Source organism: Caballeronia pedi (assembly GCF_001544915.2).
GTDB classification, from domain to species: Bacteria; Pseudomonadota; Gammaproteobacteria; order Burkholderiales; family Burkholderiaceae; genus Caballeronia; species Caballeronia pedi.
Genome location: NZ_FCOE02000009.1, coordinates 35550 through 61808, shown reverse-complemented (window position 1 = coordinate 61808; position 26259 = coordinate 35550). Strand labels below are relative to the sequence as shown.

Sequence of the window (26259 nt, the reverse complement as noted above, 5' to 3'; positions counted from 1 at the left end):
GGGCATTTCGTGACTCGGACCGGCAAACTTAGTCGACTGCGCCGCCTGCAAACCAGGCCGCCACCTTCTGACGCTCGGCGTCCGTCATCTGCGTGACGTTGCCGAGCGGCATCGCCTTCAGCGTGACTGCCTGCTGATGCACGCGCTGCGCGTTCTGCTTGATCTCGGCGGGCGTATCGAGCAAGACGCCGGCGGGCGCGCTGCCCATCATCGTCGGATGCGCGGAGTGGCACGTCGCGCAGCGTTGCTGGATGATCGGCTGGATGTCGGAGACCTTGATCGTCGGGGCGCCCGCGGCTTGCGCGACCGGCACCGACGGCGCAGGCATCGTCCACGCGAACGCGCCGAGCACCAGCACCAGGCCCGCGACCGGCATGTACCACAATACCTGGCCGCGATGGCGCATCACGAAGAACTGGCGAATCAGCGCGCCCGCCAACATGATCAGCACGAGAATCAGCCAGTTGTACTTGTGCGTGTAGGTCATCGCGTAGTGGTTCGACAGCATCGCGAACACGACCGGCAGCGTGAAGTACGTGTTGTGCACGGAGCGCTGCTTGCCGCGCTTGCCGTAGATCGCGTTCGGCGTCTCGCCCTTGAGCATCGCGGCAACCATCTTGCGCTGGCCCGGAATGATGACGAAGAACACATTCGCCGACATGATCGTCGCGATCATCGCGCCGGTGATCAGATACGCGGCGCGGCCCGCGAACACGTGACACGCGATGAACGCCGCGATCAGCACGTAGATGCCGACACAGATGCCCAGCAGCTTGTCGTTGGTGCCGAGCACGCGGCACAGCGTGTCATACACGATCCAGCCGGCCATCAGGAAGCCGAGCGCAGCCGACACGGCGACGACCGGGCCCATGTCGAGCACGCTCTTGTCGATGAGATAGGTGCTCGGCGCCATCAGATACAGCACGAAGAAGAGGCCGAAGCCCGACATCCACGTGGTGTACGACGGCCAGAACGACCAGTGCAGGCTCTCCGGCATGTCCTGCGGCGCGACGGAGTATTTCTGCATGTGATAGAAACCGCCGCCGTGAACGTGCCAGAAATCGCCGAACACGCCGCGACGGCGCGCGTTCGGGTCGGTGGGCGGTTTCAAACTGTTGTCCAGCGCGACGAAATAGAACGATTCGCCGATCCATGCGATCGCGACGATGACGTGCAGACAGCGCAATACGAGATTGAGCCAGTCGGTGACAAAGCCTTCCATGTACTCCTCCACTACCGATTTGTTATGCGCGGGGACGGCGCGATATAGGTATGTTTTAGCTGCCGCGATACGTGCTGTAAGCCCACGGCGAAACGAGCAGCGGCACGTGATAGTGCGCGCTGGAATCCGCGATGCCGAAGCGCAGCACGACCCGATCGACGAAGCGCGGCTCGGGCACCTTGACGCCGATCGCGGCGAAATAATCGCCGGCATGGAACAGCAGTTCGTATTCGCCCGGCACGAGTTCGGCGCCTTCGAGAAGCGGCGCATCGGCGCGGCCGTCGTCGTTGGTGTGGATGGTCTTGATCGCGCGGCGGGCGTCGCCGTCGAGCGCGAACAGTTCGACCTTGATGCTGGCGCCCGGGCGGCCATGCGCGGTGTCGAGGACGTGGGTAGTGAGCTTGCCCATTTCGCAGTTTCCTTGAGTTGTGCGAGATCCGGCTTTGCGCATCGATCCGAAATTCGGCACCCCGGCGTTGAGGTGCTTCTGCGGCGGATCGAGGCTCCACGTCAGTGGCTACATACCCGTCGGCGTTTCAGATGCGCGCCGTGTACAGCATTGTAGGAATTTGAGACGCGCTGTGCGCCCGCGATAGGAAAGATAATGCCCAACGCATGACAGCGGCGCGTAAGCCTTGCCGCAAAGGGTTCGCGGACGTTTCCAGCGGCTTTCAGGACGGCTCTTCCGGCGATGCTACCCGCGCCAAAATTCGCGAATATATTGCCGGCCTGAGGACGACTATGACGGCAGTCTGATTGCGTCCGATTTTTTGGCTACGGACAGTGGCGATGCGCGCAATGTCGATGAAACCTTGCGGCGTCCCGAAGACGGCGGCAGACGCTGGGTAACCGGGGCTTTTACTGGTTCCCATAACGTCTCTGGAGAAAAAGCCGATGCCACGCAGTCTATTGGTCAAGAATGCCCACATGCTCGTCACGATGGACGAGCGACGCCGAGAAATCGCCGACGGCGGCCTATATATCGAAGACAACCGCATCGTTCAGGTCGGACCGACGAACGAACTCCCGCCATCCGCCGACGACGTGCTCGACATGCGCGGCCATCTCGTGGTTCCGGGCCTCGTCAACACGCACCATCACATGTATCAGAGCCTGACGCGCGCGATTCCCGCCGCGCAGAACGCCGAGCTGTTCGGCTGGCTCACGAACCTCTACAAGATCTGGGCGCATCTGACGCCCGAGATGATCAACGTGTCGACCAAGACCGCGATGGCCGAATTGCTGCTATCCGGCTGCACGACGTCGAGCGACCATCTGTATATCTACCCGAACGGCAGCCGGCTGGACGACAGCATCGCGGCGGCGCGCGAGATCGGCATGCGTTTTCACGCGGCGCGCGGCAGCATGAGCGTCGGGCAGCGCGATGGCGGTCTGCCGCCGGATTCGGTCGTCGAGAAGGAAGACGCGATCCTGAAGGACTCGCAGCGGCTCATCGAGACCTATCACGACGAAGGCCGTTACGCGATGCTGCGCGTGGTCGTCGCGCCGTGCTCGCCGTTTTCCGTGAGCCGCGAATTGATGCGGGATGCGGCGCTGCTCGCGCGCGAATACGGCGTGTCACTGCACACGCATCTGGCCGAAAACGTCAACGATGTCGCGTACAGCCGCGAGAAATTCGGCATGACGCCCGCCGAATATGCCGAGGACCTCGGCTGGGTAGGCCACGACGTGTGGCATGCGCACTGTGTGCAACTCGACAAGCCGGGCATCGAACTGTTCGCGCGCACGGGCACCGGCGTCGCGCATTGTCCGTGTTCGAACATGCGGCTCGCGTCCGGCATCGCGCCGATCCGCGCGATGCGCGACGCGGGCGTGCCGGTGGGGATCGGCGTGGACGGTTCGGCGTCGAACGACGGCGCGCAGATGGTCGCGGAAGTGCGTCAGGCGTTGCTGTTGCAGCGCGTCGGCTTCGGCCCGGACGCGATGACCGCGCGGGAAGCGCTCGAAATCGCGACGCTCGGCGGCGCGAAGGTGCTCAATCGCGATGACATCGGCGCGCTCGCGCCTGGCATGGCGGCGGATTTCGTGTCGTTCGACCTGTCGCAGACGGCGTTCGCGGGCGCGCTGCACGATCCAGTGGCGGCGCTGGTGTTCTGCGCGCCGTCGCAGGTTTCGACGAGCGTGATCGATGGAAAGATCGTCGTGAAGGAAGGGCGTCTGACGACGCTGGATCTCGGGGCCGTGGTGGAACGGCATAACCGGCTGGCGGGTGAACTGGCGAACCGGGCGTAGATGAAACGGGGCGCCCGAAGGCGCCCCGTTCGAAGCATTACGGCTGATCGATCAACGACCGCGTCGCTTCGCCGACGAGTCCGCGCAGCCAGCGGACTTCGTCCGAGTAGTGACAGCGCTCGTGCCAGAGCTGGTAGTACTGCATCGGCGGGAAATCGAGCGGCGCGGGCACGACCGCGAGCGGCAGGAACCGCGCGTAGTGATCGGCGAAGAGCCGCGTCGTCGTGAAGACCAGATCCGACTTGATCAGCACGTAAGGCGCGAGATTGAAGTACGGCAACGTGACGACGACATGACGCTTCAGACGCTCGCGCGCCAGATGCACGTCGATCGCGCCGCGCTGGCCTACGGAATAGGGCGTCGGCGCGAGATGTGGCGCGTTCAGGTACTGATCGAGCGTGAGCCCGCCGCGCTTGGCGAACGGATGCTGATTGCTGACGAGACACACGATCTTGTCGACGAACAGGTTGGAGAGATGCAGCTGCTCCGGCGGCTCCGGCCAGTTGCCGACGACGATATCGAGCTTGCCGTCTTCGAGCGCGAGTTCGTAGTCGAACGCGGGGCCGAGCGAATGAAACTCGAGCGTCGCATTCGGCGCGGCCTGGCGAAAGCGTTCGACGACCGTCGGCACGAACAGCACGTTCAGATAGTCGGGACAGCCGATGCGATAGCACCGAACGGAGGTCGAAGGATCGAAGTTGTGCTGCTGGACCTTGATGCGTTCGATTTCGCGCAGCGCGTTCTGCGTGGGCTCGAGCAGGCGCAGGCCGTATTCGGTGGGCACCATGCCGGACTTGCCGCGCACGAGAAGCGGGTCGCCGGTGATGTCGCGCAGCCGCCGTAACGCTGCGCTGATGGCGGGTTGGGACTGATTGAGTTTGACGGCCGCGCGGGTCACGCTGCGTTCCATCAGGAGGGTATGCAAGACGCGCAATAAATACGTATCGATCGCCTCGCGTTGCTGACTCATGTTATCTCCACTATATGTTCTGGCTGATCGATGCGGGGGTGCTACATATCATTTTTAATATGACGTGAAAATTTCGTCAAGGTGTGGCTTACCCGCAAACATTGGCTTTGGTGGGGCGCAACACCTAATTTTGAGTTATCGACTTAGTGTTCCGAATTCTGTAAATTCTGCCCGCGATATGAGTTCGTGCGACATGAAGGTGCCTCGCGCTCATATGCGGTAACTTTTCCAGTCCGGCCTGCTCGGTGGCCGGGCGCATTTCTGGATCTCAATGGGCGACGCCATTTCCAAGTCGACCACGCCACCGCGCCTGGCGTTGTCGGGTATCAGCAAACAGTATCCGTCCGTCAAGGCCAATGACGGTGTGAATCTCGTCGTCATGCCGGGCGAGATCCACGCCGTGCTCGGCGAGAACGGCGCGGGCAAGTCCACGCTGATGAAGATCATCTATGGCGCGGTGCGCCCGGATGAAGGCGAGATCCGCTGGCAGGGCGAGGCGGTCGAGATCGGCAGCCCGGCCGCCGCGCGCAAGCTCGGCATCGGCATGGTGTTCCAGCACTTTTCGCTGTTCGAGACGCTGACGGTCGCCGAAAACATCGCGCTCGCGCTCGACGAAAAGTTCGACATGAAAGCCCTGGGCAAGCGCATCCGCGAAGTGTCGAAGGACTATGGCCTCGATGTCGATCCGCAGCGTCATGTGCACAGTCTGACCGTGGGCGAGCGGCAGCGCGTGGAAATCGTGCGCTGTCTGCTGCAGAACCCGCGTCTGCTCATCATGGACGAGCCGACTTCGGTGCTCACGCCGCAAGCGGTCCAGAAACTCTTCAAGGTGTTGCGCCGGCTCGCGTCCGAAGGCTGCAGCATTCTTTACATCAGCCACAAGCTCGACGAAATCCAGTCGCTCTGCGAAAACGCCACCGTGATGCGCGGCGGCCGCGTGACCGGCAACGTCGATCCGCGCAAGGAAACGCAGGCGTCGCTCGCGCAACTGATGGTCGGCCATTCGCTGCCCGACTACACGCGGCGCGAACACAATCCGGGCGACGTGCGGCTCGCGGTGAAGAACCTGTCGGTGGCGAGTCCCGATCCGTTCGGCACTTCGCTGGAGAACGTGTCGTTCGCGGTGCACGCGGGCGAGATCTTCGGCATCGCGGGTGTGTCGGGGAACGGGCAGGCCGAACTGCTCGCGGCGCTGTCGGGCGAGATTCGCGACCGGCACGTCGCGGCCGATGCCGTGTCGATCTGCGGCAAGCCCGCCGCGCGTCTGACGGCGGGCGGACGGCGCCGGCTCGGTTTCGCGTTCGTGCCCGAGGAACGCCTCGGGCGCGGCGCGGTTCCCGCGATGTCGCTCGCCGACAACGGCCTGCTCACCGCGCATCGCGAGAACATGGTGCGCGGCGGCTGGATCAAGACAGGCACGGTGAAGGCGTTCGCGCAGCGCTGCATCGAATCGTTCGACGTGCGCTGCGGCGGCAGCGACGCGCTCGCGCAAAGCCTCTCGGGCGGCAATCTGCAGAAGTTCATCGTCGGGCGCGAGATTCTTCAGGAGCCGAAGGTGCTCGTGGTCGCTCAGCCCACCTGGGGCGTCGATGTCGGCGCGGCGGGCTTCATCCGTCAGCAACTGCTCGATCTGTCGGCGCGCGGCGTCGCGATCCTCGTGATTTCCGAAGAGCTGGAAGAACTGTTTGATATCTGCGACCGGCTCGCCGTGATCGCGCGCGGCAAGCTCTCGCCGGTGCGCAAGACGAGTGAAACCAACGCGGAGGAAGTCGGCCTCTTCATGGCCGGCCTTTTCGAAGGCAAGCCCGCGACCGCTGCCGAATCCGACTCTCTCTTGAAGCACTAAGCACGATGATCTTTCCCTATCGACTCGAAGCGCGCCCGACGCCCTCGCGCGTCATGCAGCTCGCGGTGCCGGTGGTCGCCGCCGTCGCGACGCTCGTCATCGGCTTTCTGATTTTCAGCCTCGTCGGGCAGGACCCGCTGCGCGCGATGCACGCGTTCTTCATCGAGCCGCTTGCGAGCGTCAACGGCTGGTCCGAGCTGGTGCTGAAAGCGTCGCCGCTGTGCCTGATCGGGCTTGGGCTCGCGGTCGGCTATCGCGCGAACGTGTGGAACATCGGCGCGGAAGGGCAGATGCTGCTCGGCGGCATCGTCGCGGGCGGCATCGCGATTCATGCCGGCGATGCGTCCGGCTGGTGGACGCTGCCGTTGATGATGCTCGGCGGCGTCGTGGGCGGCATGCTGTGGGCGGCGATTCCCGCGCTGCTCAAGAGCCGCTTCAACACCAACGAAATTCTCACGAGCCTGATGCTCACCTACGTCGCGACGCAGTTGCTCATCTACCTCGTGAGCGGCCCGTGGCGCGACCCGGAAGGCATGAACTTCCCGATCTCGGCGATGTTCGGCGACGACGCGCTGTTCCCGCGCCTCTACGGCGACTGGCACTGGACCTGGCTCAAGGGCACGCGCATCAACGCGTCGGTGTTTCTGACGGCGATCGCGATTCCCTGCGTGTGGCTTTTCATGCGCAAGAGCTTCGCGGGCTTCCGGATGAACGTCGGCGGTCTTGCGCCGCTCGCCGCGCGCTACGCCGGTTTCTCCGACAAGAAGACGATCTGGACCTCGCTGCTGCTCTCAGGCGGCCTCGCGGGTCTGGCCGGCATGGGCGAAGTGGCCGGTCCCATCGGACAGTTGCAGGCGGGCTGGTCGCCGGGCTACGGCTTCACGGCGATCATCGTCGTGTTCGTGGGGCGGCTGCATCCGGTGGGCATCGTGCTCGCCAGTCTGCTGATGGCGCTGCTGTATCTCGGCGGCGAAGCTGTGCAGACCTCGCTGCAACTGCCGCAGGCGCTCGCGGGCGTGTTCCAGGGCTTGCTGCTCTTCTGCCTGCTCGGCTGCGATCTCTTCGTGAATTACCGCATCAGGCGCAGGACGCCCGCGCATCACGCCGCATAAGAGGCACAGAAAAATGGACATCAATCAAGCCGGCAACCTCGCTTCGAGCGCCGTGATCGCCGCGATTCCGCTGATGTACGCCGGCGCAGGCGAACTCGTCGCCGAAAAATCGGGCGTACTGAATCTCGGCGTCGAAGGGATGATGCTGATGGGCGCGGTCGCGGGCTACGCCGTCACCGCGATCACGGGCAATCCGTGGCTGGGCATCGTCGCCTCCGTGTTCGCGGGGCTCGCGATGGCGCTGCTGTTCGGCTTTCTCACCATCACGATGCTCGCCAATCAGGTCGCGACCGGCCTCTCGCTGACGATCTTCGGCATCGGCTTTTCGGCGTATATCGGCAAGCCGTACACCTCGGCGGCGGTGCGTGCGAGCATCGACGTCATGCCGATTCCCGGCCTCGCGAACATTCCCGTGCTCGGCCCCGCGATCTTCTCGCTCACGCCGCTCGGCTATCTCGCGTTCATCATGTTCGCGGTGATCGGCTGGTTCCTCTACAAGACGCGCGCGGGGCTCGTGCTGCGCTCGGTGGGCGAATCGCCGTCGGTGGCGCATTCGGTGGGCTTTCCCGTCGTCGGCGTGCGCTATGGCGCGACGCTCTTCGGCGGCGCGATGGCGGGCATCGCGGGCGGCTATTACTCAATCGTCTATCTGCATGTCTGGCAGGAACAACTGACGTCGGGGCGCGGCTGGATCGCGCTCGCGCTCGTCGTGTTCGCGACGTGGCGGCCGGGGCGCCTCCTGATCGGCGCGTTGCTGTTCGGCGCGGTGATGGCGCTGCAGTTCTACGCGCAGGCGATCGGCGTGCCCGTGCCGACGCAGTTCCTCGCGATGCTGCCGTATATCGCGACCATCGTCGTGCTGGTGCTCATCTCGCGTAACGCGAACACGATCAAGCTCAACGCGCCCGCATCGCTCGGCAAGCCGTTTTTCGCGGCGAGCTGATGCTGTTGTTCTCGCGCAGCGTCGTGGTTTCGCTCTCATTTTTGACCGACCAAACTGATGCGGGCCTGCAATGCCGTTTCACACACAACATCGACCAGGAGAATCACAATGAATAAACCATGGCTGAAGGCGATCACCGCGACGGTCGCACTGTCCGCCACCGTCGCCGCGTTGAGCGCGCGCGCGGCGGACGCGCCGGGCGTCGCGTTCGTCTATCTCGGCAATCCGGGCGATGCAGGCTGGACCTTCGCGCACGACGCCGGCAGCAAGGAAGCCGAAGCGAAGTTCGGCAGCAAGATCAAGATCACGCGCGTGGAGAACGTGCCTGAGTCCGCGGACTCGGAGCGCGTGTTCCGCGATCTCGCGAACAAGGGCAACAAGGTCATCTTCGCGACGAGCTTCGGCTATCAGGACTTCGCGCTGAAGGTCGCGAAGGATTTTCCCGACACCATCTTCCTGACGGCGACCGGCTTCAAGAAAGCCAAGAACTTCGGCACCTATGACGTGCGCATGTATCAGGGCGCGTATCTGGCCGGCGTCGCCGCGGGCTACGTGACGAAGACGAACACGCTCGGTTTCGTGGCGTCGGTGCCGATTCCGGAAGTCGTGCGCAACATCAACGCGTACACGATGGGCGCGCGCTCGGTGAATCCGAAGGTCCATACGAAGGTCATCTGGATCAATAGCTGGTTCGATCCGGGCAAGGAAAAGCAGGCGGCCGAGACGCTGATCGGGCAGGGTGCGGACGTGCTGTTGCAGAACACCGATTCCAACGCGACGCTCAACACCGCCGCCGAGAAGAAGGTCTATGCCTTCGGCTGGGACTCGAACATGAAGAAGTTCGGTCCGAGCGCGCATCTGGGCTCGGTGGTCGCGCACTGGGGCGTGTACTACAACGAAGTCATTCCCAAGGTGCTCGACGGCACGTGGAAGAACGATCCGGTATGGCTCGGCATTCCGCAAAAGGCCGTGGATCTCGAAGACCTGAACAATGGCGTGATTCCCGCGAAGGCGCTGCAGGCGGTCGCCGCGAAGCGCGACGAACTGCACACCGGCAAGTGGGATGTGTTTAGTGGTCCGATCAAGGATCAGTCTGGCGCGGAGAAGGTGCCGGCTGGCAAGACGCTGACGGATCCGGAATTGCAGCGGATCAACTGGTATGTCGAAGGCGTCGAAGGTTCGTTGCCGAAGTAAGCGCGCGTCTTCCGTCCGCGCAAAGACAAACCGCGCTTCGTTGCGAAACGAAGCGCGGTTTTTTCATTCGACGCAGCCACGCATCAATCGATACGCAGTCCCACCTTGATCGTTACCTGCCAGTGCAGGATCTTGCCATCCTCGATGTGCCCGCGCGTCTCCACCACTTCGAACCAGTGCATGTTGCGCAGCGTCTTCGATGCCTTCTCGAGCGCGACGTGCACGGCATCGTCGCTCGACTTCGGCGAGGAGCCGGTGAGTTCGATCTGCTTGTAGACGTGTTCCGACATGATGTTCTCCTTGTAGTGATCCGTTGTGTCGCGAGAAGCTCGCAATACCAGTGCAGCAACGCACGCGCCACGCGTTCGCGCGTGGCTTCCATTAAAGGACAGGAAAGCGCACCCGAGTAGTGGGGGTTTGCGCGAAGCGAAGCAAGAAGAACCGACACGCGCACGACGACACGCCGGGCCTCATGAACGAGGCCCGCACGCATCGGTGCAGAGCAGGGAAGGTCAGGAAAAGATCAGCGCAGCGGCCGCGAGGCGGCGTCGCCCGCGTCCTGGCGACGCGTGCCGCGACGCCTGCGCGCGGAAACCGTCGCGCCGAATTCGCTCAGAATCTGCGCGCGGGCGCGGCTCGCGAATACAAGGAAACCGAAACCGTTCGCCTCGTACCAGTAACCGCCGTTCTCCAGACCATCGAGCGGCTGCTCGAGCGCATTGGTGATCGATTCGACACAGCGCCTGTGCAGCTCGTCGATGGCCGGATACGGCGGCTGTGCGCCACGCACGCTGCACAGCAGGACGTCGAGCCCTGGTAGAACGTGCGCGTACAGAACCGGCTCATCCTGCGCGCGAGCACGGGCAATCTTCGTGTCTAATTGACCGAATGGCTTGAAATGCCGCAGCACGGCGAGAAAAGACTCGTCGCCATCGGCCTTCACGCGTTTACGCTTTTTCGGGAAGGACATAAAAACTCGCCTGAAAAAGAATTGCAAGAAACGCAGCGTCCTCATGCGGCCACTCCCGTCTTGCGCGCCGCACGTCGATCTTTTATAGCGCATCGATGTGATTAGGTCACGGTGAATCGGACGATTCGATGATTGACCGGCAAGGTGCCAGCGCACATCCATGGCGCACGATTCATGCCGATGACCGTTTGGCGGCCCGCTTGGCATCTCTCAGAGCATCTGTCTCAATAATAGTCCTGCTCTTCCCCGCGCGAGCAGCTTTCGTAAAGAAAAATGCGGGTGGGGGCACCAACGGAGTGGGGTGCTACAGGGCAGACCTACCCGACGCCGCGCGGGTTCCACGGCCCGCGCGGGGGTTTGCCCGGCTAGACGCGCGGCGATCTCTTGAGTTCGTCGCGAATCTCGCGCAGCAGCAGCACGTCTTCCGGGGTCGCGGGGGGCGGCGCGGACTCGGCCGGCTTGCGCAGATTGTTGATGAACTTGACCATCAGAAAGATGATGAACGCGAGGATGATGAAGTTGATCAGCACGGTGATGAACGAGCCGTAGCCGAACACCGCGACGCCCGCGGTCTGCAAATCCTTGTAGGAATCGGGATTGCCTTTAAAGGTTGGCGGTATCTGCCCGAGTTTTATGAAGAGGTTCGAAAAGTCGAGACCGCCCGTCGCGAGCCCGACCACCGGCATGATCAAATCCTTGACGATGGAGTTCACGATCGTCGAAAAAGCGCCGCCGATGATGACACCGACCGCGAGGTCCATGACGTTGCCCTTCAGGGCGAAGTTCTTGAATTCCTCAATCATGCTCATGCGCGGCTTCCTCCAGTTTGAGTTAGACGGTTGTGCGGGCCAAAGCGGCAGCAAGGGCTATGCCATTGAAACACCCGCGAAACGTGCAGCAGGGCGCGTTTCATCGGCGGGCGCCTCGACAATGATAGTCAATTCGACCGCGTGCCGCCCGCGCGCCGAAAAAACGGCATCACGCAGCGGGCACGCGTCCCACGCTGATCGCGGCGCAGAAGGCGGCGTGGTCCGCGACGGTCTGCGCGCCGTAGCGCTCGGCCCACATCGCGAAGGCCGCGTCGAGCCGGTCCGAATTGCCGCAATAGCCCGCGATGAGCGCGGCGTCGCCGGTGCGCGCGTGGGCGCGGGCGAGCAGCAGGCCGAGACACCACGCGTAGAAATCGAAGGTGGCGCCGTGCAGCCAGTCCATGGGAATCGAGCCGCGAATCTGTTTCATCTGGCGTACGTAGAAATCGCGGCCGGAGATGGTGGTCCAGCCGAGCAGCGCGTCCGACGAACTCTGCATGAGCCGCTGCCCGTGCACGACCCGCCGTCCCTGATGCCGATACGGCTCCGGCAGCGCCGGCACGAAGGGCGCGGCGGCGGGCACGATGCCTTCCTTCACCTGCATGAAAAGCGGGTCGCCGAGCGCGCGGCCGAGCATCAGCACGAGATACGCGCGCGTGCCGACGCTCCCCACGCCGACCACGCGATGCGCCACATCCACGACATCGTACCGTTCGAGCATCATGCGCCATTCGCCCGCGATGGTCAGCAGATACGCCTTGAGGCCATCGATCACATGATTTTTCTCGGCGGCGTCGAGCTTCGTGAGAATCGGCGGATCGACCTTGAAACGGTAGCTCTTGCCCGCCGGCTCCGCGATTTTCGCGAGCATGGTCGCGTGCGAGCGTTTCATCGCACGCTCGACCGTTTTCTCGATGGTCGCTTTTTCGTCGGCGTCGAGTTTCGTCGGCGCGTCCATGTGCAGCGCGCTCGCGTAGGAGCGCATCTGCCACAGATCGTAGGGGCTCACTTGCCACAGGTTGGCCATCGTCGTGCGATACGCGGCGCACGCCGAGCGCACCGCGCGCTCGCGTCCGGCCGTATCGACGCTGTTTTCGCGCGCCGCGACGTTGATGCTCGCGGTCAGGCGCTTCAAGTCCCATTCCCACGGGCCGACGAGGGTTTCATCGAAATCGTTCAGGTCGAACACGACGTCCTGACGCGGCGTGCGGAACAGGCCGAAATTATTGACGTGCGCATCGCCGTCGATGATCACGTTGTGTCCGATCGACGGCGACTTCGCCAGATCCCACGCCATCACGGTCGCGGAGCCGCGCAGAAACGCGAACGGCGATTCGGCCATGCGCTGCATGCGCAACGGGATCAGCCGCTCCTGCCGGCCCGCGTTGCCGGCGAGCACGCGCTCGACGGGATCGGGGCGATCGGGTTCGGGCGCCCACGCGCCGTGTGCGTCGAACGGAACGGCGTCGCGCAGCGCGCGGCCAGCGGCGCGGCTCTCTTCGGCCGCGCCGTTGATCTGGGTATTCGTCGAGGCGGAATCGGGGCGTGTGGACAAGGCGTGCTCTCCTTCGGCGATGGGGCGTCGGTCGCTCCCAAGCATTCGGCGCACCCGACAGGAACGTTTTACACGCGGCGCGCGGCGGCGAGAAGCCACAGCGCGTCGGGAAGCAGGCCGCGCGCGATACGGCAAACGGGCACACGAAATGCTTCTTACGATCCGCCTGAAGCCCCGCAATGCCACCGCACGATCCCGACGCCGCGCGCGTCAACCATTCGAATACATCATCTCATGGCGAACGAACTCCGCATTGCCGAAGGCTCCCCGTTTCCGCTCGGCGCGAACTGGGACGGAAACGGCGTCAATTTCGCGCTTTTCTCCGCGAATGCCACCAAGGTCGAACTGTGTCTCTTCGACGAGAAGGGCGAAAAGGAAACGCAGCGCATCGAGCTGCCCGAATTCACCGATGAAGTCTGGCACGTCTACGTGCACGGGCTCGCACCCGGCACGGTCTACGGCTATCGCGTGCACGGTCCGTACGAGCCCGAAGCCGGGCATCGCTTCAATCCGAACAAGCTGCTGCTCGACCCCTACGCGAAAGCGCACGTCGGCACGCCGAACTGGGACCCGGCCCTGTTCGGCTACACGCTCGACGCCGAGGGCGAAGATCTCACCTTCGACGAACGCGACAGCGCGCCCTTCATGCAGAAGTGCCAGGTCGTCGATCAGACCTTCACCTGGACCCACGCGACGCGCGTGCGCGTGCCGTGGGAGCACACGATCTTCTACGAGACGCACGTGCGCGGTTATACGAAGCGGCATCCGGCGGTTCCCGAGCACATGCGCGGCACGTTCGAAGGGCTCGGGCAGAAGGAAGTTGTCGACTACATCAAGAGTCTCGGCGTGACGTCGGTCGAACTGTTGCCGATCCACACCTTCGTCAACGACAGCTATCTGCTCGACAAGGGGCTCACGAACTACTGGGGCTACAACACGATCGGCTTTTTCGCCGCCGATCCGCGCTACTTCGCGCGCGGCGCGGGCGCCATTGCCGAATTCAAGGAGATGGTCGACCGGCTGCACGAAGCCGGCCTCGAAGTGATTCTCGACGTCGTCTACAACCACACCGCCGAAGGCAACGAGCGCGGGCCGACGCTGTCGTTTCGCGGCATCGACAATGCGTCCTACTATCGGCTGATGCCGGAAGAGGCGCGCTACTACATCAACGATACCGGCACCGGCAACACGCTCAACCTCTCGCATCCGCGCGTGCTGCAGATGGTCACCGACAGCCTGCGCTACTGGGTGACGGAGATGAACGTCGACGGCTTCCGCTTCGACCTCGCGACGATTCTCGGCCGCGAGCCCTACGGCTTCGACGAAGGCGGCGGTTTTCTCGACAGTTGCCGGCAGGATCCGATTCTGTCGAGCGTGAAGCTGATCGCCGAGCCGTGGGATTGCGGGCCGGGCGGCTATCAGGTCGGCGGATTTCCGCCGGGCTGGGCGGAATGGAACGATCGCTATCGCGATACCGTGCGAGAGTTCTGGAAGGGCGACGAAGGTGTCGCGCCGGAACTCGGCACGCGCATCACCGCATCGGGCGACAAGTTCAACAAGCGCGGACGCAGACCGTGGGCGAGCGTGAACTTCATCACCGCGCACGACGGCTTCACGCTGAACGATCTCGTCTCGTACAACGAAAAGCACAACGAGGCGAACGGCGAGGATAACAACGACGGCCACTCGGACAACAAGTCGTGGAACTGCGGCGCCGAAGGCCCGACCGACGACCCCGAGATCCGCGCGCTGCGCGAGCGCCAGAAGCGCAACCTGCTCGCCACCCTGCTGTTCTCGCAAGGCACGCCGATGCTGCTCGCGGGCGACGAGTTCGGCCGCACGCAGCAGGGCAACAACAACGCCTACTGCCAGGACGACGACATCAGCTGGGTCAACTGGGACATCGACGACGACGGCCGCGCGCTCACCGAGTTCGTGCGCAAGCTGACGACGCTGCGCCACACGCTGCCGGTGCTGCGGCGTCAGCGCTTCCTCACGGGCGCCTACAACGAGGACTTGCAGGTCGCCGACGTCAGATGGCTCGGCACGACCGGCGACGAACTCACGCAGGAGCAATGGGACGATCCGAACATGCGCTGCTTCGGCCTCGTCTTCGACGGCCGCGCGCAGGCGACGGGCATCCGCAAGCCGGCCTCGGACGCGACGCTGTTGCTGATCGTGAACGCGTATCACGACGTGGTCGATTTCACGCTGCCGGACATTCCGGGCCCGGACGAATGGATCTGCCTGATCGACACGAATGCGCCGATTCGCGAGGAGTTGCCCGAGTTCGGCTCCGACGATGTGTATCAGGTGACGGGCCGCTCGCTGCTGCTGTTCGCGCTGCAACCGCGCGGCGCGACGAAGCGCATTTTCAAGCGGCTGGAAGAGGCGCTCACGGACGAAGTGCCGCCCGAAAGCGAAGAGAAGAAGCCGGCGGAGTGACGTTCTCATTGACGGGCCGCATCGCGCGACCGGGTATCATGCGACTTTTGCGATAGCGACAGGAGGCGGCGCGAGCCGCCTTCTTTTTTTCGATGATGGTTTTGTCACTCACGCATGAACGCGCGCCTGTGGAAGGCCGCGCGGGCCCGACGGCATGATCCTGCATGCCATCCTGCACGCCGCGAGCTGGGATCAGCTCGAACGGATCTGGGAATTCATCGTCGGCTTCTTCAAGTTTCTGTGGGGTCTGCTGCGTTTTCTCGGCGGCGGCTGACGCGCTGATTGCTCACGCCGATACAAAAAGGCCCCGCGCAAGCAGGGCCTTCGATCGGGCGTGCGGCGAGATCAGGTGTCGCGCCAGCCATCGTCGTTGCTGCCGAGGTCGAGGCCGCCGCCGCCTCCGCCGCCATCGTTCCAGTCATTCGAGCCATTGCCGAGGTCCAGACCGCCGCCGTTGTTGCCGAAGTCGAGTCCGCCGTTGTCGTTCTGCGACGGGCGATCGACGGGCACATCGCGCTCGATCACGCGATCGCGCCCATGTGACAGCACCTGACCGAGCAGCACGCCGGTCAGCAGGCCGCCCATGCCGCCGCCGAACCCGCCGCCGCCTTGCTGGATGATGACGGGCGGCTGCTGGCCCTGCTGCGGCGGATAGGGCGGATAAGGCCCTTGCTGCGGTGGATATTGCTGCGGGCCGCGCCCGAAGCGCTCGGCTTCCTGCGCATACGGCGACCCGTTCGGCGCACCCACTTGAGCGTTGCTGGCCGCGTTCGGATCGGGGCGGCCTTCGGCGCGCGCTTTCAGGCTCGCGACCTGATTCTCCAGATCCTCGATCGCATAGGGCGGCACCGGATTCTTCGAATTCGACAGCGATTCGACCATTTCGCGCAACTGCGTTTCCGCGCCTTCCACGTCTTTCAGCAGTGCCTCGTGGTCCGGCGCGGTGGAGAGGCGGACGTCGAGCTTGAGCGTGCGCACGTCGTTGAGCAGCTCGGTCGCGCGTTTGATCTGCGTGCGGCGGTCGTTTTCGGCCTGGCCGTCGTCGCGTGCGCGAGCACGTCGCAAGCCCCAGCGCAGCACGAGCGCGATCGCCCCGATCAGCACCGCAAGGCCGATCCACGCGCCCATGCCCAGGCCATGGCTCTGCGGCGCGGCAGCGGCTTGATCCTGACTGAAGGGATTCTGTGCGCTCGATGTGTTCGCGCCGTTGTTCGAGCGCGGCGCGAGACTGGCGCGTGTTGCGTCGCCCTGAATGCGGGCTTGCGTGGCAGCGAAACGGGAAGGGTCGGTGAAGCTCAGCGAAGGATCGAGCGATTTCGCCTGCTGCAGATGCGAAAGGGCGTCGCTGTAGCGGCCCTCGCGGTCGAGCACCTGCGCGTAGAGATAATGCGCGTGCGCGTTTTTCGGATGCGCGTCGAGCACTTCGCTCAACTGCGAGTCGGCCTGTTTCCAGTTGCCCTGCGTCATCGACTGCTCGACCTGCTGCGCGGTGGGCACCGCGAACGCGAGCGGGGAAGCGAGCGACAGCGACAACGCCACAGCCGTCAAAAACTTTTTCATGATGCGGGCCGGACGCGATGAACGTCCGTCTCCTGTCGAAGCTGCAATCGGGTCATGCAAGGGTGATGCTCAAGGTAACGCATATTCGTGCGGCGCGCCGCGCGCCCGGGAGTTCGCCGCGTGCGCACGCATGCGGATGCCGATGCTTACTGCGCCGGCGGATTCAACTGCTTCTTCAGCGCGGCGAGCCGATCCTCGACCGACGGTCCGCGATTGAGATCCGCGAGTTTGTCGTCGAGCGCCTTGCCGGACTTCTGGTCCGCCGAATTCAGACGCGCGTCGGAGCGGGCGTTGGCGAGCTGAACCTTGTCTTCGAGCTTCTGAAAGTCTTCCGACAGATTCTTTCCGCCGATGCCGCCGAGCGCCGTCGCCGCGGTGTCCTTCGCCTGCGCGATCTGCTGCTTCGCCTGCAGGATGTTCGAGCGCGCGTTGAGATCGTTGCGGCGCTGGCGCATGTCGGTGATCTGTTTCTTCAGATGCTCGACCGAGGGCTCCAGCGTCTGCAGTTCCGCCGCGAGCGCGTCGCGTTCGGTTTCGGCGTTCGCCTGCGCCGCGAGCGCCTCGCGCGCGAGGGATTCATCGCCGGCCGTCAGTGCGCGCTTTGCGCCATCTTCGTACTTCCGCGCCTTGTCGGCGGCGGCGTCACGCTTGCTTTGCTGCGTGGCGACCTGCGCTTCGATCTCGATGAGCGAGTTCTCCGCCTTCGCGATGCTGTCGTCGAGCTCGCGCACGATCTGGCGCGCGTCGCGCGAAGGGTCCTGCATGGTGTCAGCCGCGTCGTTCAAGAGGCCTCTGACCGTGCGCGTGATGGAATCGAAAAGCGACATGTATTTCTCCTGGATGAAGACGGCGGCGTGTGCGCTCACCTGCTGGCCACGCGGCTCGAATGTGAGGCGCAATGCGCGGGATTGCAAGCGCAATGAGCGCGACATCCACGCCGGGTTTACCCGCTCATTAGATCATGCCGTGACTTAACCGGGACTTAACGGAACGTTAAGGAGTGTAACGACGCGCGTGGCCGGAGAACTGATGCAGGGCGCGTCGGGATCGTCAGCGTTCGGAGCGCGTGTCGTCGGTGAGCGAGGCGTCGTCGCCCTGATCCGTGTCGTGCTCGATCTCGTCTTCGGGTTCGGCGGACGCGGCATGCGTGTGCGGCACGCTGCGCGCCTGCGCGGCGCGTTTGGTCGCGCTCGCCGCCGCCTCGCGGGCCTCGCGCGCCGCCGCCTCGCGGGCCTCGCGCGCCGCTGCTTTCGCGGCGACGCTTTTCAGCGCGGCGTTGAGCGCATCGGGCGCCTTGGGCGCACGCAAGCGGTCGACGATGCCCGCGACCTTGATCTGCTCGCTGGTTGCGTTGAAGTTCAGCACCGCGCGCCGCATGAGCTCGCTGACGCTGATGCCGAGCGTGTCCGCTGTCTTGCTGATGGCCAGCTTCTGCGCGGGAGTCACGAAAACAACGATGCGTTCGCTGGGTTTGGTCGTCATGAGCGGCTCGCAAACAGTAAGGCGATCGTAAAGAGACGATCGCAACTTCGGTTCATCAAACGGCACGACAGCGCCATGGAAGGCACCCGCGCCATGTCCGGGGAACCTGCCATGCGTTTATCCATCATATCGGTTTGCGCGCGGCCGTGCGTGTGGCTCACCCCGCATCGCACTTGATGAAGCATTGCGCAAAACAGGCGCGCGATCAACGACTTGGCTATTTTCTCATACGGTTGTCCACAAGGCTCTCAACACTTTCTGTGGGTAACCCCACAATTCACGCGCATCCGCCCGGCGCGGGGCATTTACTTACAAAAAAATCCCGCTCGTTTTGTGGTGGCGCGCGCGAATTCTTTAAAATGCGCTGTTACCCTCGGTCGACGCCGGGCCCGCATATCGCCTTCCCGCCTTTGCAGTAGCGCCGATGCCGGCGCATCGCAGCGCAGCAGCGCGCGCGCTTCACGGCGCGCCGAACGAACCCAGTCATGCCTATCATCAAACGACCCGACTCATCGAATGCCTCGCGATACGATCGCGAACCCCGCTGGAACGACTCACGCAACGACTCACGCAAGGATTCGGGCGGCCGCGACGGCGGTGGACGCAACGGCGGCGGCGGGCGCAACGGCCGAGATGGCCGCAACGATCGCAATGACCGCGGCGGCTCCGGCCGTTCTCCTTTCGCGCGCATCGCCATCTGGTTCGCCGGCCTCGCGGCCATCGGCGTGGTGGTCGGCGCGCTCATCGTCGGTTATGCGCTCGTCGTCATGGGGCCGAATCTGCCGTCGCTCAATGCGCTGATCGACTATCGGCCGAAGGTGCCGCTGCGCGTCTACACGGCCGATCACGTGCTGATCGGCGAGTTCGGCGAGGAACGCCGCAGCCTCGTGCGCTTCCAGGACATCCCCGATCAGATGAAGAAGGCCGTTCTCGCGATCGAGGATTACCGTTTCTACGATCACGGCGGCGTCGATTTCATCGGCATTCTGCGCGCGGGTGTCACCGACCTGATGCATGGCGGCGCGTCGCAGGGCGCGAGCACGATCACGATGCAGGTCGCGCGCAACTTCTTTCTGTCGAGCGAGAAGACCTACACGCGCAAGATCTACGAGATGCTGCTCGCGTACAAGATCGAGCGCGCGCTGACGAAGGACCAGATTCTCGAGCTGTACATGAACCAGATCTATCTCGGCGAGCGCGCGTATGGTTTTTCCGCCGCAGCGCGCGTCTACTTCGGCAAGGATCTGAAGGACATCTCGCTTGCCGAAGCGGCGATGCTCGCGGGCCTGCCGAAGGCGCCGTCCGCGTATAACCCGGTCGTCAATCCGAAGCGCGCGAAGGTGCGTCAGCAGTACATCCTGAAGCGCATGCTGGACGTGAATTTCATCACCCGCGAACAGTACGACCAGGCCGCGGCCGAGGAGATTCACACGAAATCCACCGGCACGGAGTACGGCGTGCATGCCGAGTACGTCGCGGAAATGGTGCGGCAGATGATGTACGCGCAGTACAAGGAAGAGACCTACACGCGCGGCCTCACGGTCACGACGACGATCGATTCCGCCGATCAGGACGCCGCGTACAAGGCCGTGCGCAAGGGCGTGATGGATTACGAACGCCGCCATGGCTATCGCGGGCCGGAGGGCAACATCAATCTGCCGTCGAACGCGGATGATCGCGCCGAGGCGATCGAAGACGCGCTCGTCGATCATCCGGACAACGGCGAGCTCGTCTCCGCGGTCGTGACGGCCGCGAGCCCGAAGCAGGTGACGGCGCAGTTCGTCGGCGGCGATACCGCGACGATCGCCGGCGATGGTCTGCGCTTCGTGGCTGCCGGTCTGCGCAGCAATGCGACCAAGGCGCTCGCCATCAAGCCGGGCGCGATCGTGCGCCTGACGAAGGACGACAAGGGCAACTGGCAGATCACGCAGTTGCCGCAGGTCGAAGGCGCGCTCGTCTCGATGACGCCGCAGGACGGCGCGATCCGCGCGCTCGTTGGCGGTTTCGACTTCAACAAGAACAAGTTCAATCACGTCACGCAGGCATGGCGTCAGCCGGGTTCGAGCTTCAAGCCGTTCATCTATTCGGCGGCGCTCGACAAGGGGCTCGGGCCGGCGACCATCATCAACGACGCGCCGCTGTATTTCCCGGCGGCGGGCGGCGGCGACGCCTGGGAGCCGAAGGACGACGACCAGCCCGACGGCCCGATGTCGATGCGCACCGGCCTGCAGAAGTCGAAGAACCTGGTGTCGATCCGCATCCTGTCGTATATCGGCACGGGCTACGCGCAGGACTTCGTCACGCAGAAGTTCGGCTTCGACAAGGACAAGACGCCGCCGTATCTGCCGCTCGCGCTCGGCGCGGGGCTCGTCACGCCCTTGCAGTTGAGCGGCGCGTATTCCGTGTTCGCGAACGGCGGCTATCGCATCAATCCGTATCTGATCGCCGATGTCGCCGATGCGCGCGGCACCGTGATCTCGCGCGCCAATCCGCTTATGGCGGGCAGCAACGCGCCACAGACGCTCGAACCGCGCAACGCGTACATCATGAACAGCCTGCTGCACACGGTCGCGACGCAGGGCACGGGTTCGGGCACCAACGTGCTGAAGCGCAACGACCTGCAAGGCAAGACCGGCACGACCAACGATGCCAAGGACGGCTGGTTCGCGGGCTATCAGAAGCAACTGGTCGCGGTCGCGTGGATGGGCTATGACCAGCCGAAGACGCTCGGCAGCCGCGAGTTCGGCGCGCAACTCGCGATGCCGATCTGGATCGAGTACATGGGACGCGCGCTGCGCGGCATTCCGCAGGAGCAGATGGCGAAGCCGGACGGCATCACCACGGTCGACGGCGAATTGTTCTATGCGGACCGCACGCCGGGCGCGGGCTTCGTCGCGAGCATCGGGCTGGACAACACCAATCCGATGGCGGGCGACGCCACCACGATGGGCGGTGTCGGTCCGGCGGGCATGCAGGCGCCGCCGACGCCGCAAGTCACGACCGACGAGCGCAAGCAGATCATGGACATGTTCAGCAAGCCCTGATGTGATTTTGCGTGGTCGATAAAAAAGCGCGCCGGACTCTAAACCCGGCGCGCTTTGCTTTTGTGGCTGATGCGATCAGTGACCGACCGTCGCCGCCGATTTCACTTCGCAGGTCACGTTGAGCTTGGACTTGTCGGCGAACGAAAGTGTGAGGGGAATCGTCGAGCCGATCTTGAGCGGCTTGGCCGGCTCTTCGAGCATCAGATGATACCCCTTCGGCGCGAAGCTCAACGTGCCGTGCGCGGGTACATCGACGGACTCCACGTGCGACATCGTCGCCGTGCCGTTCTTGCTTTCCGACTTGTGCATCATCGCCATGCCGAACGCGGGCGTGTCGGCGGCCGTGATCGTTGCGGGCTTGTCGCCGTTGTTCGCGACGGTGAAGTAGCCCGACGACGGCAGGTTCGGCGGCATCGCGCGGACCCAGCAGTCGCGCGCTTCGAGCGTAGCGGCCTGGGCGATGGAAGCGCACGCGAGCGCGCCCACGAGTACAGCGATCTTTTTCATTGTGTTCTCACTTGACGGTGAAGTTGTAATGGCCTTGCGTGCGATGCCCGTCCGCCGCGACAGCGGTCCATTGCACCTTGTAGACGCCCGGAGCGAGATCGGGGAGCGCGACGCTCATGTGCTTCTTGTCGTTGGCGTCGACGGCGGACTTTGCCGTGTTGACCTGCGTGCCCTTGGCATCGGTGACGATGAGCTTGCTGAAGGTAGGCTCCAGCGCTTCGCCGAAGTCGATCGCGACTTCATGCGGCGCGCTGACGGTTGCGCCGGGACCGGGTTGTTGCAGCTTCGGCAAGGCGTGCGCGAATGCGAGCTGCGCGGAGCCGACGAATGCGAGCGCGAGCACGCCGCGCATGAGCGATGATGAAAGCATGATATGTCCTTGCGTGCCCGCAGCGGGATGCTGGCCGGGCGATGGGTGCAATGGGGATGTGAAGGCCTGTGCGTAAGAACGCGATTCAGGCGAAGGCGGGCGGGGCGCGCGGCTGTGCGGCGCCGGGCAGGGCGCGGCGAGGCGTATCGATGAACGGGGCGGCGGCAAACACGTCGCGCGGCGCAAACGCGAAGGAGGCTCGATGAAGCGAGGTCGGCGGCGTGGGCGCGTGCGCGATGAGATCGCAATAGGCACACGCCTGCAAATGATCGACGATGCCGTGATGCGGGTTCTGTGGGGCTTGTCCATCGGATGCGCACACGGCGGTGAGCAGCGACTCGATGCGCGCATGTTCGAGCGTTTGCGATGCGACGGGCGCGAGCGAGAGCAGCAGCATCGCGCATAACGCCGCGAAGCCGCCGATCTTCCCGATGATGCTCCGACGCAAGTCACGCATACCGCGCTCGATCCAATACGTTGTCGATATGAAGACGATGATGAGCGGACGATTATGCCATGTGTGTTTCCATGCTCTTCGCTTTGGGACGAGGCGCTTCGACGCAGCATCGATCGTTCGAATCTTCTCTTTTCATCGATTGAAGCAAACGAGGCATTGCGCCAAAGTAAGCGATGACTTATAATCTTTTCTTCGACGGACGCGGGGTGGAGCAGTCTGGCAGCTCGTCGGGCTCATAACCCGAAGGTCGTAGGTTCAAATCCTACCCCCGCAACCAACCCGTCCAGCATCACGCACAAAAGCCCGGTCAAGCCGGGCTTTTTGCATTTCCGCGCGCGCATCGTCGATACGTCCGAGGCGCAGGCTCACGAAGTCGCAATTGCACCGGTTCATGACCAACTCGTACATCGCGGCATCGCGTGCGCATGTCAAAATCGCAAGTCCGCACACGCCATAGAGGAGCCGCTCGCTCATGGACATTCCACACGTTCTTCAAGCCATCGCGCATCAGGAACACACGCTCGTGTTCCCGCAGTTTCATGCCGAACACGCGTGGCAGATCGGCACGCAATTGCGCGAAATGGCGCTCGCGCGCGACGCGGCCGTCGTCATCGATGTACGCACCTTCGGGCGCAAGCTCTTCTACGCCGCGCTCGAAGGCACCACGCCCGATAACGCGCGCTGGGTCGAGCGCAAGTCGCGCACGGTCGAGCATTTCCATCGCAGCTCGTACGCGCTCGGTCTTGCGCTACAGCAGGCGGGAACGACGCTCGCCGAGAAGTACGGCCTGAATTCCGCAGAGTTCGCCACACACGGCGGCGCATTTCCGCTGCGTGTGTCCGGCGCGGGCGTGATCGGTTCGGTCGCGGTGTCGGGGCTTCCACAACGCGACGATCATCAGATGGTCGTCGAAGCGCTATGCGCCGTGCTTGGCCAGGACTTCGGCAAGCTCTCGCTCGGACGCGACTGACACGATGCGCTCAACCGCTTATGTGCTGCTCGCCATCGCGATCGTCGCGGAAGTGATCGCGACTTCCGCACTGCGCGCCTCCGATGGCTTCACGCGCGCGCTGCCCGCGGCCATCGTCGTGGCCGGATACGGGCTGTCGTTCTATCTGCTGTCGCTGACGCTGCGCACGTTGCCCGTCGGTATCGTGTATGCGGTGTGGTCGGGTGCGGGCATCGTGCTCATCACGCTCGTCGCCGCGCTGCTTTTCAAGCAGACGCCCGATCTGCCCGCCATGTTCGGCATGGGCCTCATCGTCGCGGGCGTCGTGGTGCTCAATGCGTTCTCGAAGATGAGCGCGCACTGACGCACGCGCAGTCGAGTTTATTTGCAGCGCACGATCATCGAGCGGTTCTTGACGTTCGCGGAAACCACATTGCTGATTCCGCCGCCGGTCGGTCCGCCTTCCTCGTTGTCCTTCGAGACGATGTCGTAGCCCGTCGCGCCGCACTTCTTGCCGGCGAGCACGTAGCAGCTCGCCCAGCTCGATCCGGCATCCGCGCCGCTGCAATTGACGGCGTAGCCCGTCTGTCCGTCGGGCAGGTTGATGAGCGACGCTTCGTTCGACGACGCGCAAGCGCCGAGGCTCGCGAGGGCGGCGACTGCCGCGCCGAGCGTGGCCGCGCGCAGCCATGTGAAGCGCGAAACGGCGCCGTCATGCGCGGCGCGAGCGGAAATACGGCGCAAGCGCCGACCGGGTTCCTTCATCTTTACCTCGTGTGAGCGAATTGCGATACGCGCCCTGGCGCCGTATGCGAAGGCGAGTGCGCGTTTTTTGAGATGTGCATTGTCCCATACGCGGCTTACGCCACACGTAAGCGGTTGTTAGCGGCCTGACACGACGGCGAAGGCCCGCTCGGGCGCGATGCTTGCGAACGAAGCGGTGAGCGGCTCCGTCCGCGCCCGATGAACTATTTTCCGGATCACACGCCTTACTCATTCGGAATGTCGGTTCAAATTGCCTGTCGGGCGCTTTAAGACAAAGGCATGCGGCACGAACAGAAGGGAGGAAATGACATGGCGGAAAGAGTCTCGGGGCCATATCGAGGGTATTACATCAGCGCGTCGGCGCGGCTCGTGCAGACACACGGCGAAACCGATGGCAACGCGCCGATCTACGTCGGCTCGGTGAGTCTCGCGCGCGGCGGCCCGGACGACGCGCATCGCTTCGAAGCGCTCGTCGATCTCGGGCCCGAGCGTCGCTTTGCAACCGAAGGCGAAGCGCTCGCGCATGTGGAGCAAGCCGCGCGTGAGTACATCGACCGCTTGCTGCACTCGATCTGATGCGTCCCGTTCACCTTCGACACACCGTGCTGTACGACGTCGCGAATTGCCTGATCGACCTTTTTCCGAGCGGCGCGGATGTCGCGGAAGTCGGACTCGAGGCGACGCCCGCGCTCTTCGTGAGCTGGCGCACGGGCGGCGTGGCGAATCATCCCGGCAATATCGCGTGGGGCGTGCACTATCGCTTCGATGCGCTGGTGCTGCGCGATTATCCGCATCTGTCCGAGCAGGGGCGGCAGCGTGTATGCGAACGCGTGCGCGAAATGAGCCGGCTGCTCGACTTCAACTATGCCGATCCACGCGCGAGTTCGCTGCTCGTCGTGGATGTCGATGAAACCGTGCTCGCTGCCTGAACGCGGCGCTGGACCACGCGGCGCGAGCGCGAGTACCATAATCGCCGAATCGATTCGTGCGATCGTTTGCGTGGCTGCGAACGGCTCGCATCGAATGGAGCGCTTGAACGTCTTCGCGTCGGTCCCGGCTGGATGCTTCGTGCATCGGCCGCCACGCCCCAGCAACGAGACAATCATGAATATTCGATTCCTCCCGGACGCGCCCGATTACCGCGATACCAACCTGACCGTCGAGTTCGCCGCGATCGTCGATGGCCGGCGCGTGCCGTGCGCCATATCGGTCGAAGCGCTGGAAGATCACTTCGGCGCGCAAAGCTACGACAGCGCCGGCTGGATCGACGCATTCGATGCGGGCCGCCCGCGCATCGAGGAAGTCGCGCGCGAGCATCTGCGCGTGACCAACGGCATGCCGGTGCTTTTGAAAAGCGGACACTTTCCGCCGGGACGCGTCACGGCCTGACACAGCCCTCGCTCTTACACGGCGCGATGTAAGACCTGCATCGCGCAGCGAACTTTTATCGACGCGAGATTCGTCGCGCTCCTTTCGCGCATCCCTGCAACGGAGTACCATCACTTTATGCCGCACGCGATGCGATTCGCTCGGCACACTACTTGCTCAACGGCTTTGAGCTGTGTTTGAGCAACCAAATATAAAAATCGCGCGGGGTCGTCATGCTTCATTCCTTTCTTCACTCACTTGTCGAGTCCAATGCGCTATGGCTCATCTGGGCAGCCGTTGGTGTGCTGATTCTTGCGTTGTGCATCGTGTTCGCTTCGGTCGTGTTGCGCGACTCGGAAGAGCCGTTGTATCGCGCGGCATCGCGTCGGGACGACGACGGCAAGATGATCGTCTGAGCGGGCGCGCCCGCGCCGCGAA

At 63.8% G+C, this 26259-nt stretch carries 28 protein-coding genes and 1 tRNA gene; 14 read left to right on the top strand and 15 right to left on the bottom strand.

Going from position 1 to position 26259, the window contains the following annotated elements:
• Positions 1 to 28: 28 nt before the first annotated feature.
• The gene (locus AWB80_RS15810; protein ID WP_061175615.1) at positions 29 to 1222 is read right to left on the bottom strand and encodes a urate hydroxylase PuuD; all 1194 of its coding nucleotides are present in this window, start codon (positions 1220 to 1222) and stop codon (positions 29 to 31) included.
• A 55-nt stretch (positions 1223 to 1277) separates the two neighbouring features.
• On the bottom strand, positions 1278 to 1631 hold the full coding sequence (gene uraH / locus AWB80_RS15805) for a hydroxyisourate hydrolase (protein WP_061175614.1): 354 nt from the start codon (positions 1629 to 1631) through the stop codon (positions 1278 to 1280).
• Between the two features lie 485 nt (positions 1632 to 2116).
• Here uraH and AWB80_RS15800 point away from each other — a divergent pair, with 485 nt between their 5' ends.
• Entirely contained in the window at positions 2117 to 3475 is a 1359-nt protein-coding gene (locus tag AWB80_RS15800; RefSeq protein ID WP_061175613.1) for an 8-oxoguanine deaminase, read from the top strand.
• A gap of 37 nt (positions 3476 to 3512) precedes the next feature.
• On the opposite strand, the gene AWB80_RS15795 is transcribed toward AWB80_RS15800, so the two are convergent.
• Positions 3513 to 4445 carry a LysR substrate-binding domain-containing protein gene (locus AWB80_RS15795; RefSeq protein WP_061175612.1) on the bottom strand — a complete coding sequence of 311 codons (933 nt, stop codon included), beginning with the start codon at positions 4443 to 4445 and terminating at the stop codon, positions 3513 to 3515.
• A 271-nt stretch (positions 4446 to 4716) separates the two neighbouring features.
• Between AWB80_RS15795 and AWB80_RS15790 the strand changes: the two genes are divergently transcribed.
• From AWB80_RS15790 to AWB80_RS15775, 4 genes are all read left to right on the top strand, one after another.
• On the top strand, positions 4717 to 6291 hold the full coding sequence (locus AWB80_RS15790) for an ABC transporter ATP-binding protein (RefSeq protein ID WP_061175611.1): 1575 nt from the start codon (positions 4717 to 4719) through the stop codon (positions 6289 to 6291).
• Between the two features lie 5 nt (positions 6292 to 6296).
• On the top strand, positions 6297 to 7403 hold the full coding sequence (locus AWB80_RS15785) for an ABC transporter permease (protein WP_061175610.1): 1107 nt from the start codon (positions 6297 to 6299) through the stop codon (positions 7401 to 7403).
• Positions 7404 to 7416: 13 nt separating this feature from the next.
• Positions 7417 to 8346 carry an ABC transporter permease gene (locus AWB80_RS15780; RefSeq protein WP_061175609.1) on the top strand — a complete coding sequence of 310 codons (930 nt, stop codon included), beginning with the start codon at positions 7417 to 7419 and terminating at the stop codon, positions 8344 to 8346.
• A 108-nt stretch (positions 8347 to 8454) separates the two neighbouring features.
• Entirely contained in the window at positions 8455 to 9540 is a 1086-nt protein-coding gene (locus tag AWB80_RS15775; RefSeq protein ID WP_061175608.1) for a BMP family ABC transporter substrate-binding protein, read from the top strand.
• Between the two features lie 83 nt (positions 9541 to 9623).
• On the opposite strand, the gene AWB80_RS15770 is transcribed toward AWB80_RS15775, so the two are convergent.
• The 4 genes from AWB80_RS15770 to AWB80_RS15755 all read right to left on the bottom strand — a co-directional run bounded on the left by AWB80_RS15770 (position 9624) and on the right by AWB80_RS15755 (position 12874).
• Positions 9624 to 9830: a dodecin gene (locus AWB80_RS15770; RefSeq protein WP_061175607.1), complete on the bottom strand. Its 207-nt coding sequence runs from the start codon at positions 9828 to 9830 to the stop codon at positions 9624 to 9626.
• A gap of 233 nt (positions 9831 to 10063) precedes the next feature.
• A complete protein-coding gene (locus tag AWB80_RS15765; RefSeq protein ID WP_061149898.1) occupies positions 10064 to 10555 on the bottom strand; it encodes a hypothetical protein in 492 nt (163 codons plus the stop codon).
• A 320-nt stretch (positions 10556 to 10875) separates the two neighbouring features.
• Positions 10876 to 11319 (bottom strand): large conductance mechanosensitive channel protein MscL, encoded by a 444-nt coding sequence (gene mscL, locus AWB80_RS15760; protein ID WP_061175606.1) that lies wholly within the window; start codon positions 11317 to 11319, stop codon positions 10876 to 10878.
• Between the two features lie 169 nt (positions 11320 to 11488).
• The gene (locus AWB80_RS15755) at positions 11489 to 12874 is read right to left on the bottom strand and encodes a DUF2252 domain-containing protein (RefSeq protein ID WP_061175605.1); all 1386 of its coding nucleotides are present in this window, start codon (positions 12872 to 12874) and stop codon (positions 11489 to 11491) included.
• Between the two features lie 234 nt (positions 12875 to 13108).
• On the opposite strand from AWB80_RS15755, the gene glgX reads away from it, so the two are divergent.
• A complete protein-coding gene (gene glgX / locus AWB80_RS15750; RefSeq protein ID WP_061175604.1) occupies positions 13109 to 15319 on the top strand; it encodes a glycogen debranching protein GlgX in 2211 nt (736 codons plus the stop codon).
• A 345-nt stretch (positions 15320 to 15664) separates the two neighbouring features.
• Here the strand turns inward: glgX and AWB80_RS15745 are convergent, their stop codons facing one another.
• The 3 genes from AWB80_RS15745 to AWB80_RS15735 all read right to left on the bottom strand — a co-directional run bounded on the left by AWB80_RS15745 (position 15665) and on the right by AWB80_RS15735 (position 18361).
• Entirely contained in the window at positions 15665 to 16879 is a 1215-nt protein-coding gene (locus AWB80_RS15745) for a tetratricopeptide repeat protein (protein WP_061175603.1), read from the bottom strand.
• 146 nt (positions 16880 to 17025) lie between these two features.
• Positions 17026 to 17706: a PspA/IM30 family protein gene (locus tag AWB80_RS15740; RefSeq protein ID WP_061175816.1), complete on the bottom strand. Its 681-nt coding sequence runs from the start codon at positions 17704 to 17706 to the stop codon at positions 17026 to 17028.
• A gap of 223 nt (positions 17707 to 17929) precedes the next feature.
• Positions 17930 to 18361 carry a plasmid mobilization protein gene (locus AWB80_RS15735; RefSeq protein ID WP_061175602.1) on the bottom strand — a complete coding sequence of 144 codons (432 nt, stop codon included), beginning with the start codon at positions 18359 to 18361 and terminating at the stop codon, positions 17930 to 17932.
• A 485-nt stretch (positions 18362 to 18846) separates the two neighbouring features.
• Between AWB80_RS15735 and AWB80_RS15730 the strand changes: the two genes are divergently transcribed.
• The gene (locus AWB80_RS15730) at positions 18847 to 21405 is read left to right on the top strand and encodes a penicillin-binding protein 1A (protein WP_061175601.1); all 2559 of its coding nucleotides are present in this window, start codon (positions 18847 to 18849) and stop codon (positions 21403 to 21405) included.
• A gap of 75 nt (positions 21406 to 21480) precedes the next feature.
• Here AWB80_RS15730 and AWB80_RS15725 read toward each other — a convergent pair whose 3' ends face one another.
• From AWB80_RS15725 to AWB80_RS15715, 3 genes are all read right to left on the bottom strand, one after another.
• Positions 21481 to 21912, bottom strand: a complete 432-nt coding sequence (locus AWB80_RS15725) for a copper chaperone PCu(A)C (protein ID WP_061175600.1) — start codon at positions 21910 to 21912, stop codon at positions 21481 to 21483.
• 7 nt (positions 21913 to 21919) lie between these two features.
• Complete coding sequence (locus AWB80_RS15720) at positions 21920 to 22282, bottom strand: copper resistance CopC family protein (protein WP_061175815.1); 363 nt, start codon at positions 22280 to 22282, stop codon at positions 21920 to 21922.
• Positions 22283 to 22367: 85 nt separating this feature from the next.
• Complete coding sequence (locus AWB80_RS15715) at positions 22368 to 22739, bottom strand: DUF2946 domain-containing protein (RefSeq protein ID WP_061175599.1); 372 nt, start codon at positions 22737 to 22739, stop codon at positions 22368 to 22370.
• Positions 22740 to 22939: 200 nt separating this feature from the next.
• Here AWB80_RS15715 and AWB80_RS15710 point away from each other — a divergent pair.
• Positions 22940 to 23016 (top strand) — tRNA-Met (locus tag AWB80_RS15710).
• Here AWB80_RS15710 and AWB80_RS15705 read toward each other — a convergent pair.
• Positions 22995 to 23213, bottom strand: coding sequence for a hypothetical protein (locus tag AWB80_RS15705; RefSeq protein ID WP_143328054.1), 219 nt, complete (start codon positions 23211 to 23213; stop codon positions 22995 to 22997). The genes AWB80_RS15710 and AWB80_RS15705 overlap by 22 nt on opposite strands.
• On the opposite strand from AWB80_RS15705, the gene AWB80_RS15700 reads away from it, so the two are divergent.
• Together AWB80_RS15700 and AWB80_RS15695 are read left to right on the top strand one after the other, a co-directional pair.
• A complete protein-coding gene (locus tag AWB80_RS15700; protein ID WP_061175598.1) occupies positions 23212 to 23709 on the top strand; it encodes a heme-degrading domain-containing protein in 498 nt (165 codons plus the stop codon). The genes AWB80_RS15705 and AWB80_RS15700 overlap by 2 nt on opposite strands.
• Positions 23710 to 23713: 4 nt before the next feature.
• Positions 23714 to 24052, top strand: a complete 339-nt coding sequence (locus tag AWB80_RS15695) for a DMT family transporter (RefSeq protein ID WP_061175597.1) — start codon at positions 23714 to 23716, stop codon at positions 24050 to 24052.
• Between the two features lie 17 nt (positions 24053 to 24069).
• On the opposite strand, the gene AWB80_RS15690 is transcribed toward AWB80_RS15695, so the two are convergent.
• Positions 24070 to 24453, bottom strand: a complete 384-nt coding sequence (locus AWB80_RS15690) for a hypothetical protein (RefSeq protein ID WP_061175596.1) — start codon at positions 24451 to 24453, stop codon at positions 24070 to 24072.
• Positions 24454 to 24762: 309 nt separating this feature from the next.
• On the opposite strand from AWB80_RS15690, the gene AWB80_RS15685 reads away from it, so the two are divergent.
• The 4 genes from AWB80_RS15685 (at position 24763) to AWB80_RS15670 (ending at position 26237) form a co-directional block, all read left to right on the top strand.
• A complete protein-coding gene (locus AWB80_RS15685; protein ID WP_061175814.1) occupies positions 24763 to 25029 on the top strand; it encodes a hypothetical protein in 267 nt (88 codons plus the stop codon).
• Positions 25029 to 25382 (top strand): hypothetical protein, encoded by a 354-nt coding sequence (locus AWB80_RS15680; protein WP_244206529.1) that lies wholly within the window; start codon positions 25029 to 25031, stop codon positions 25380 to 25382. Before AWB80_RS15685 ends, AWB80_RS15680 begins: the two co-directional genes overlap by 1 nt.
• Positions 25383 to 25557: 175 nt before the next feature.
• On the top strand, positions 25558 to 25842 hold the full coding sequence (locus tag AWB80_RS15675) for a DUF1488 family protein (protein ID WP_061175813.1): 285 nt from the start codon (positions 25558 to 25560) through the stop codon (positions 25840 to 25842).
• Positions 25843 to 26054: 212 nt separating this feature from the next.
• On the top strand, positions 26055 to 26237 hold the full coding sequence (locus AWB80_RS15670; RefSeq protein ID WP_061175594.1) for a hypothetical protein: 183 nt from the start codon (positions 26055 to 26057) through the stop codon (positions 26235 to 26237).
• Positions 26238 to 26259 lie beyond the last annotated feature (22 nt).

Bases quoted from the DNA above. Each gene is read 5' to 3' on its own strand.
- AWB80_RS15730 (WP_061175601.1), top strand. From the start codon at position 18,847: ATGCCTATCATCAAACGACCCGACTCATCGAATGCCTCGCGATACGAT.
- glgX (WP_061175604.1), top strand. From the start codon at position 13,109: ATGGCGAACGAACTCCGCATTGCCGAAGGCTCCCCGTTTCCGCTCGGC.
- AWB80_RS15690 (WP_061175596.1), bottom strand. From the start codon at position 24,453: ATGAAGGAACCCGGTCGGCGCTTGCGCCGTATTTCCGCTCGCGCCGCG.
- AWB80_RS15780 (WP_061175609.1), top strand. From the start codon at position 7,417: ATGGACATCAATCAAGCCGGCAACCTCGCTTCGAGCGCCGTGATCGCC.
- AWB80_RS15705 (WP_143328054.1), bottom strand. From the start codon at position 23,213: ATGAGCGAGCGGCTCCTCTATGGCGTGTGCGGACTTGCGATTTTGACA.
- uraH (WP_061175614.1), bottom strand. From the start codon at position 1,631: ATGGGCAAGCTCACTACCCACGTCCTCGACACCGCGCATGGCCGCCCG.
- AWB80_RS15700 (WP_061175598.1), top strand. From the start codon at position 23,212: ATGGACATTCCACACGTTCTTCAAGCCATCGCGCATCAGGAACACACG.
- AWB80_RS15770 (WP_061175607.1), bottom strand. From the start codon at position 9,830: ATGTCGGAACACGTCTACAAGCAGATCGAACTCACCGGCTCCTCGCCG.
- AWB80_RS15790 (WP_061175611.1), top strand. From the start codon at position 4,717: ATGGGCGACGCCATTTCCAAGTCGACCACGCCACCGCGCCTGGCGTTG.
- AWB80_RS15810 (WP_061175615.1), bottom strand. From the start codon at position 1,222: ATGGAAGGCTTTGTCACCGACTGGCTCAATCTCGTATTGCGCTGTCTG.
- AWB80_RS15765 (WP_061149898.1), bottom strand. From the start codon at position 10,555: ATGAGGACGCTGCGTTTCTTGCAATTCTTTTTCAGGCGAGTTTTTATG.
- AWB80_RS15735 (WP_061175602.1), bottom strand. From the start codon at position 18,361: ATGACGACCAAACCCAGCGAACGCATCGTTGTTTTCGTGACTCCCGCG.
- AWB80_RS15715 (WP_061175599.1), bottom strand. From the start codon at position 22,739: ATGCGTGACTTGCGTCGGAGCATCATCGGGAAGATCGGCGGCTTCGCG.
- mscL (WP_061175606.1), bottom strand. From the start codon at position 11,319: ATGAGCATGATTGAGGAATTCAAGAACTTCGCCCTGAAGGGCAACGTC.
- AWB80_RS15800 (WP_061175613.1), top strand. From the start codon at position 2,117: ATGCCACGCAGTCTATTGGTCAAGAATGCCCACATGCTCGTCACGATG.
- AWB80_RS15685 (WP_061175814.1), top strand. From the start codon at position 24,763: ATGGCGGAAAGAGTCTCGGGGCCATATCGAGGGTATTACATCAGCGCG.
- AWB80_RS15775 (WP_061175608.1), top strand. From the start codon at position 8,455: ATGAATAAACCATGGCTGAAGGCGATCACCGCGACGGTCGCACTGTCC.
- AWB80_RS15695 (WP_061175597.1), top strand. From the start codon at position 23,714: ATGCGCTCAACCGCTTATGTGCTGCTCGCCATCGCGATCGTCGCGGAA.
- AWB80_RS15795 (WP_061175612.1), bottom strand. From the start codon at position 4,445: ATGAGTCAGCAACGCGAGGCGATCGATACGTATTTATTGCGCGTCTTG.
- AWB80_RS15740 (WP_061175816.1), bottom strand. From the start codon at position 17,706: ATGTCGCTTTTCGATTCCATCACGCGCACGGTCAGAGGCCTCTTGAAC.
- AWB80_RS15670 (WP_061175594.1), top strand. From the start codon at position 26,055: ATGCTTCATTCCTTTCTTCACTCACTTGTCGAGTCCAATGCGCTATGG.
- AWB80_RS15785 (WP_061175610.1), top strand. From the start codon at position 6,297: ATGATCTTTCCCTATCGACTCGAAGCGCGCCCGACGCCCTCGCGCGTC.
- AWB80_RS15720 (WP_061175815.1), bottom strand. From the start codon at position 22,282: ATGCTTTCATCATCGCTCATGCGCGGCGTGCTCGCGCTCGCATTCGTC.
- AWB80_RS15745 (WP_061175603.1), bottom strand. From the start codon at position 16,879: ATGAAAAAGTTTTTGACGGCTGTGGCGTTGTCGCTGTCGCTCGCTTCC.
- AWB80_RS15680 (WP_244206529.1), top strand. From the start codon at position 25,029: ATGCGTCCCGTTCACCTTCGACACACCGTGCTGTACGACGTCGCGAAT.
- AWB80_RS15675 (WP_061175813.1), top strand. From the start codon at position 25,558: ATGAATATTCGATTCCTCCCGGACGCGCCCGATTACCGCGATACCAAC.
- AWB80_RS15725 (WP_061175600.1), bottom strand. From the start codon at position 21,912: ATGAAAAAGATCGCTGTACTCGTGGGCGCGCTCGCGTGCGCTTCCATC.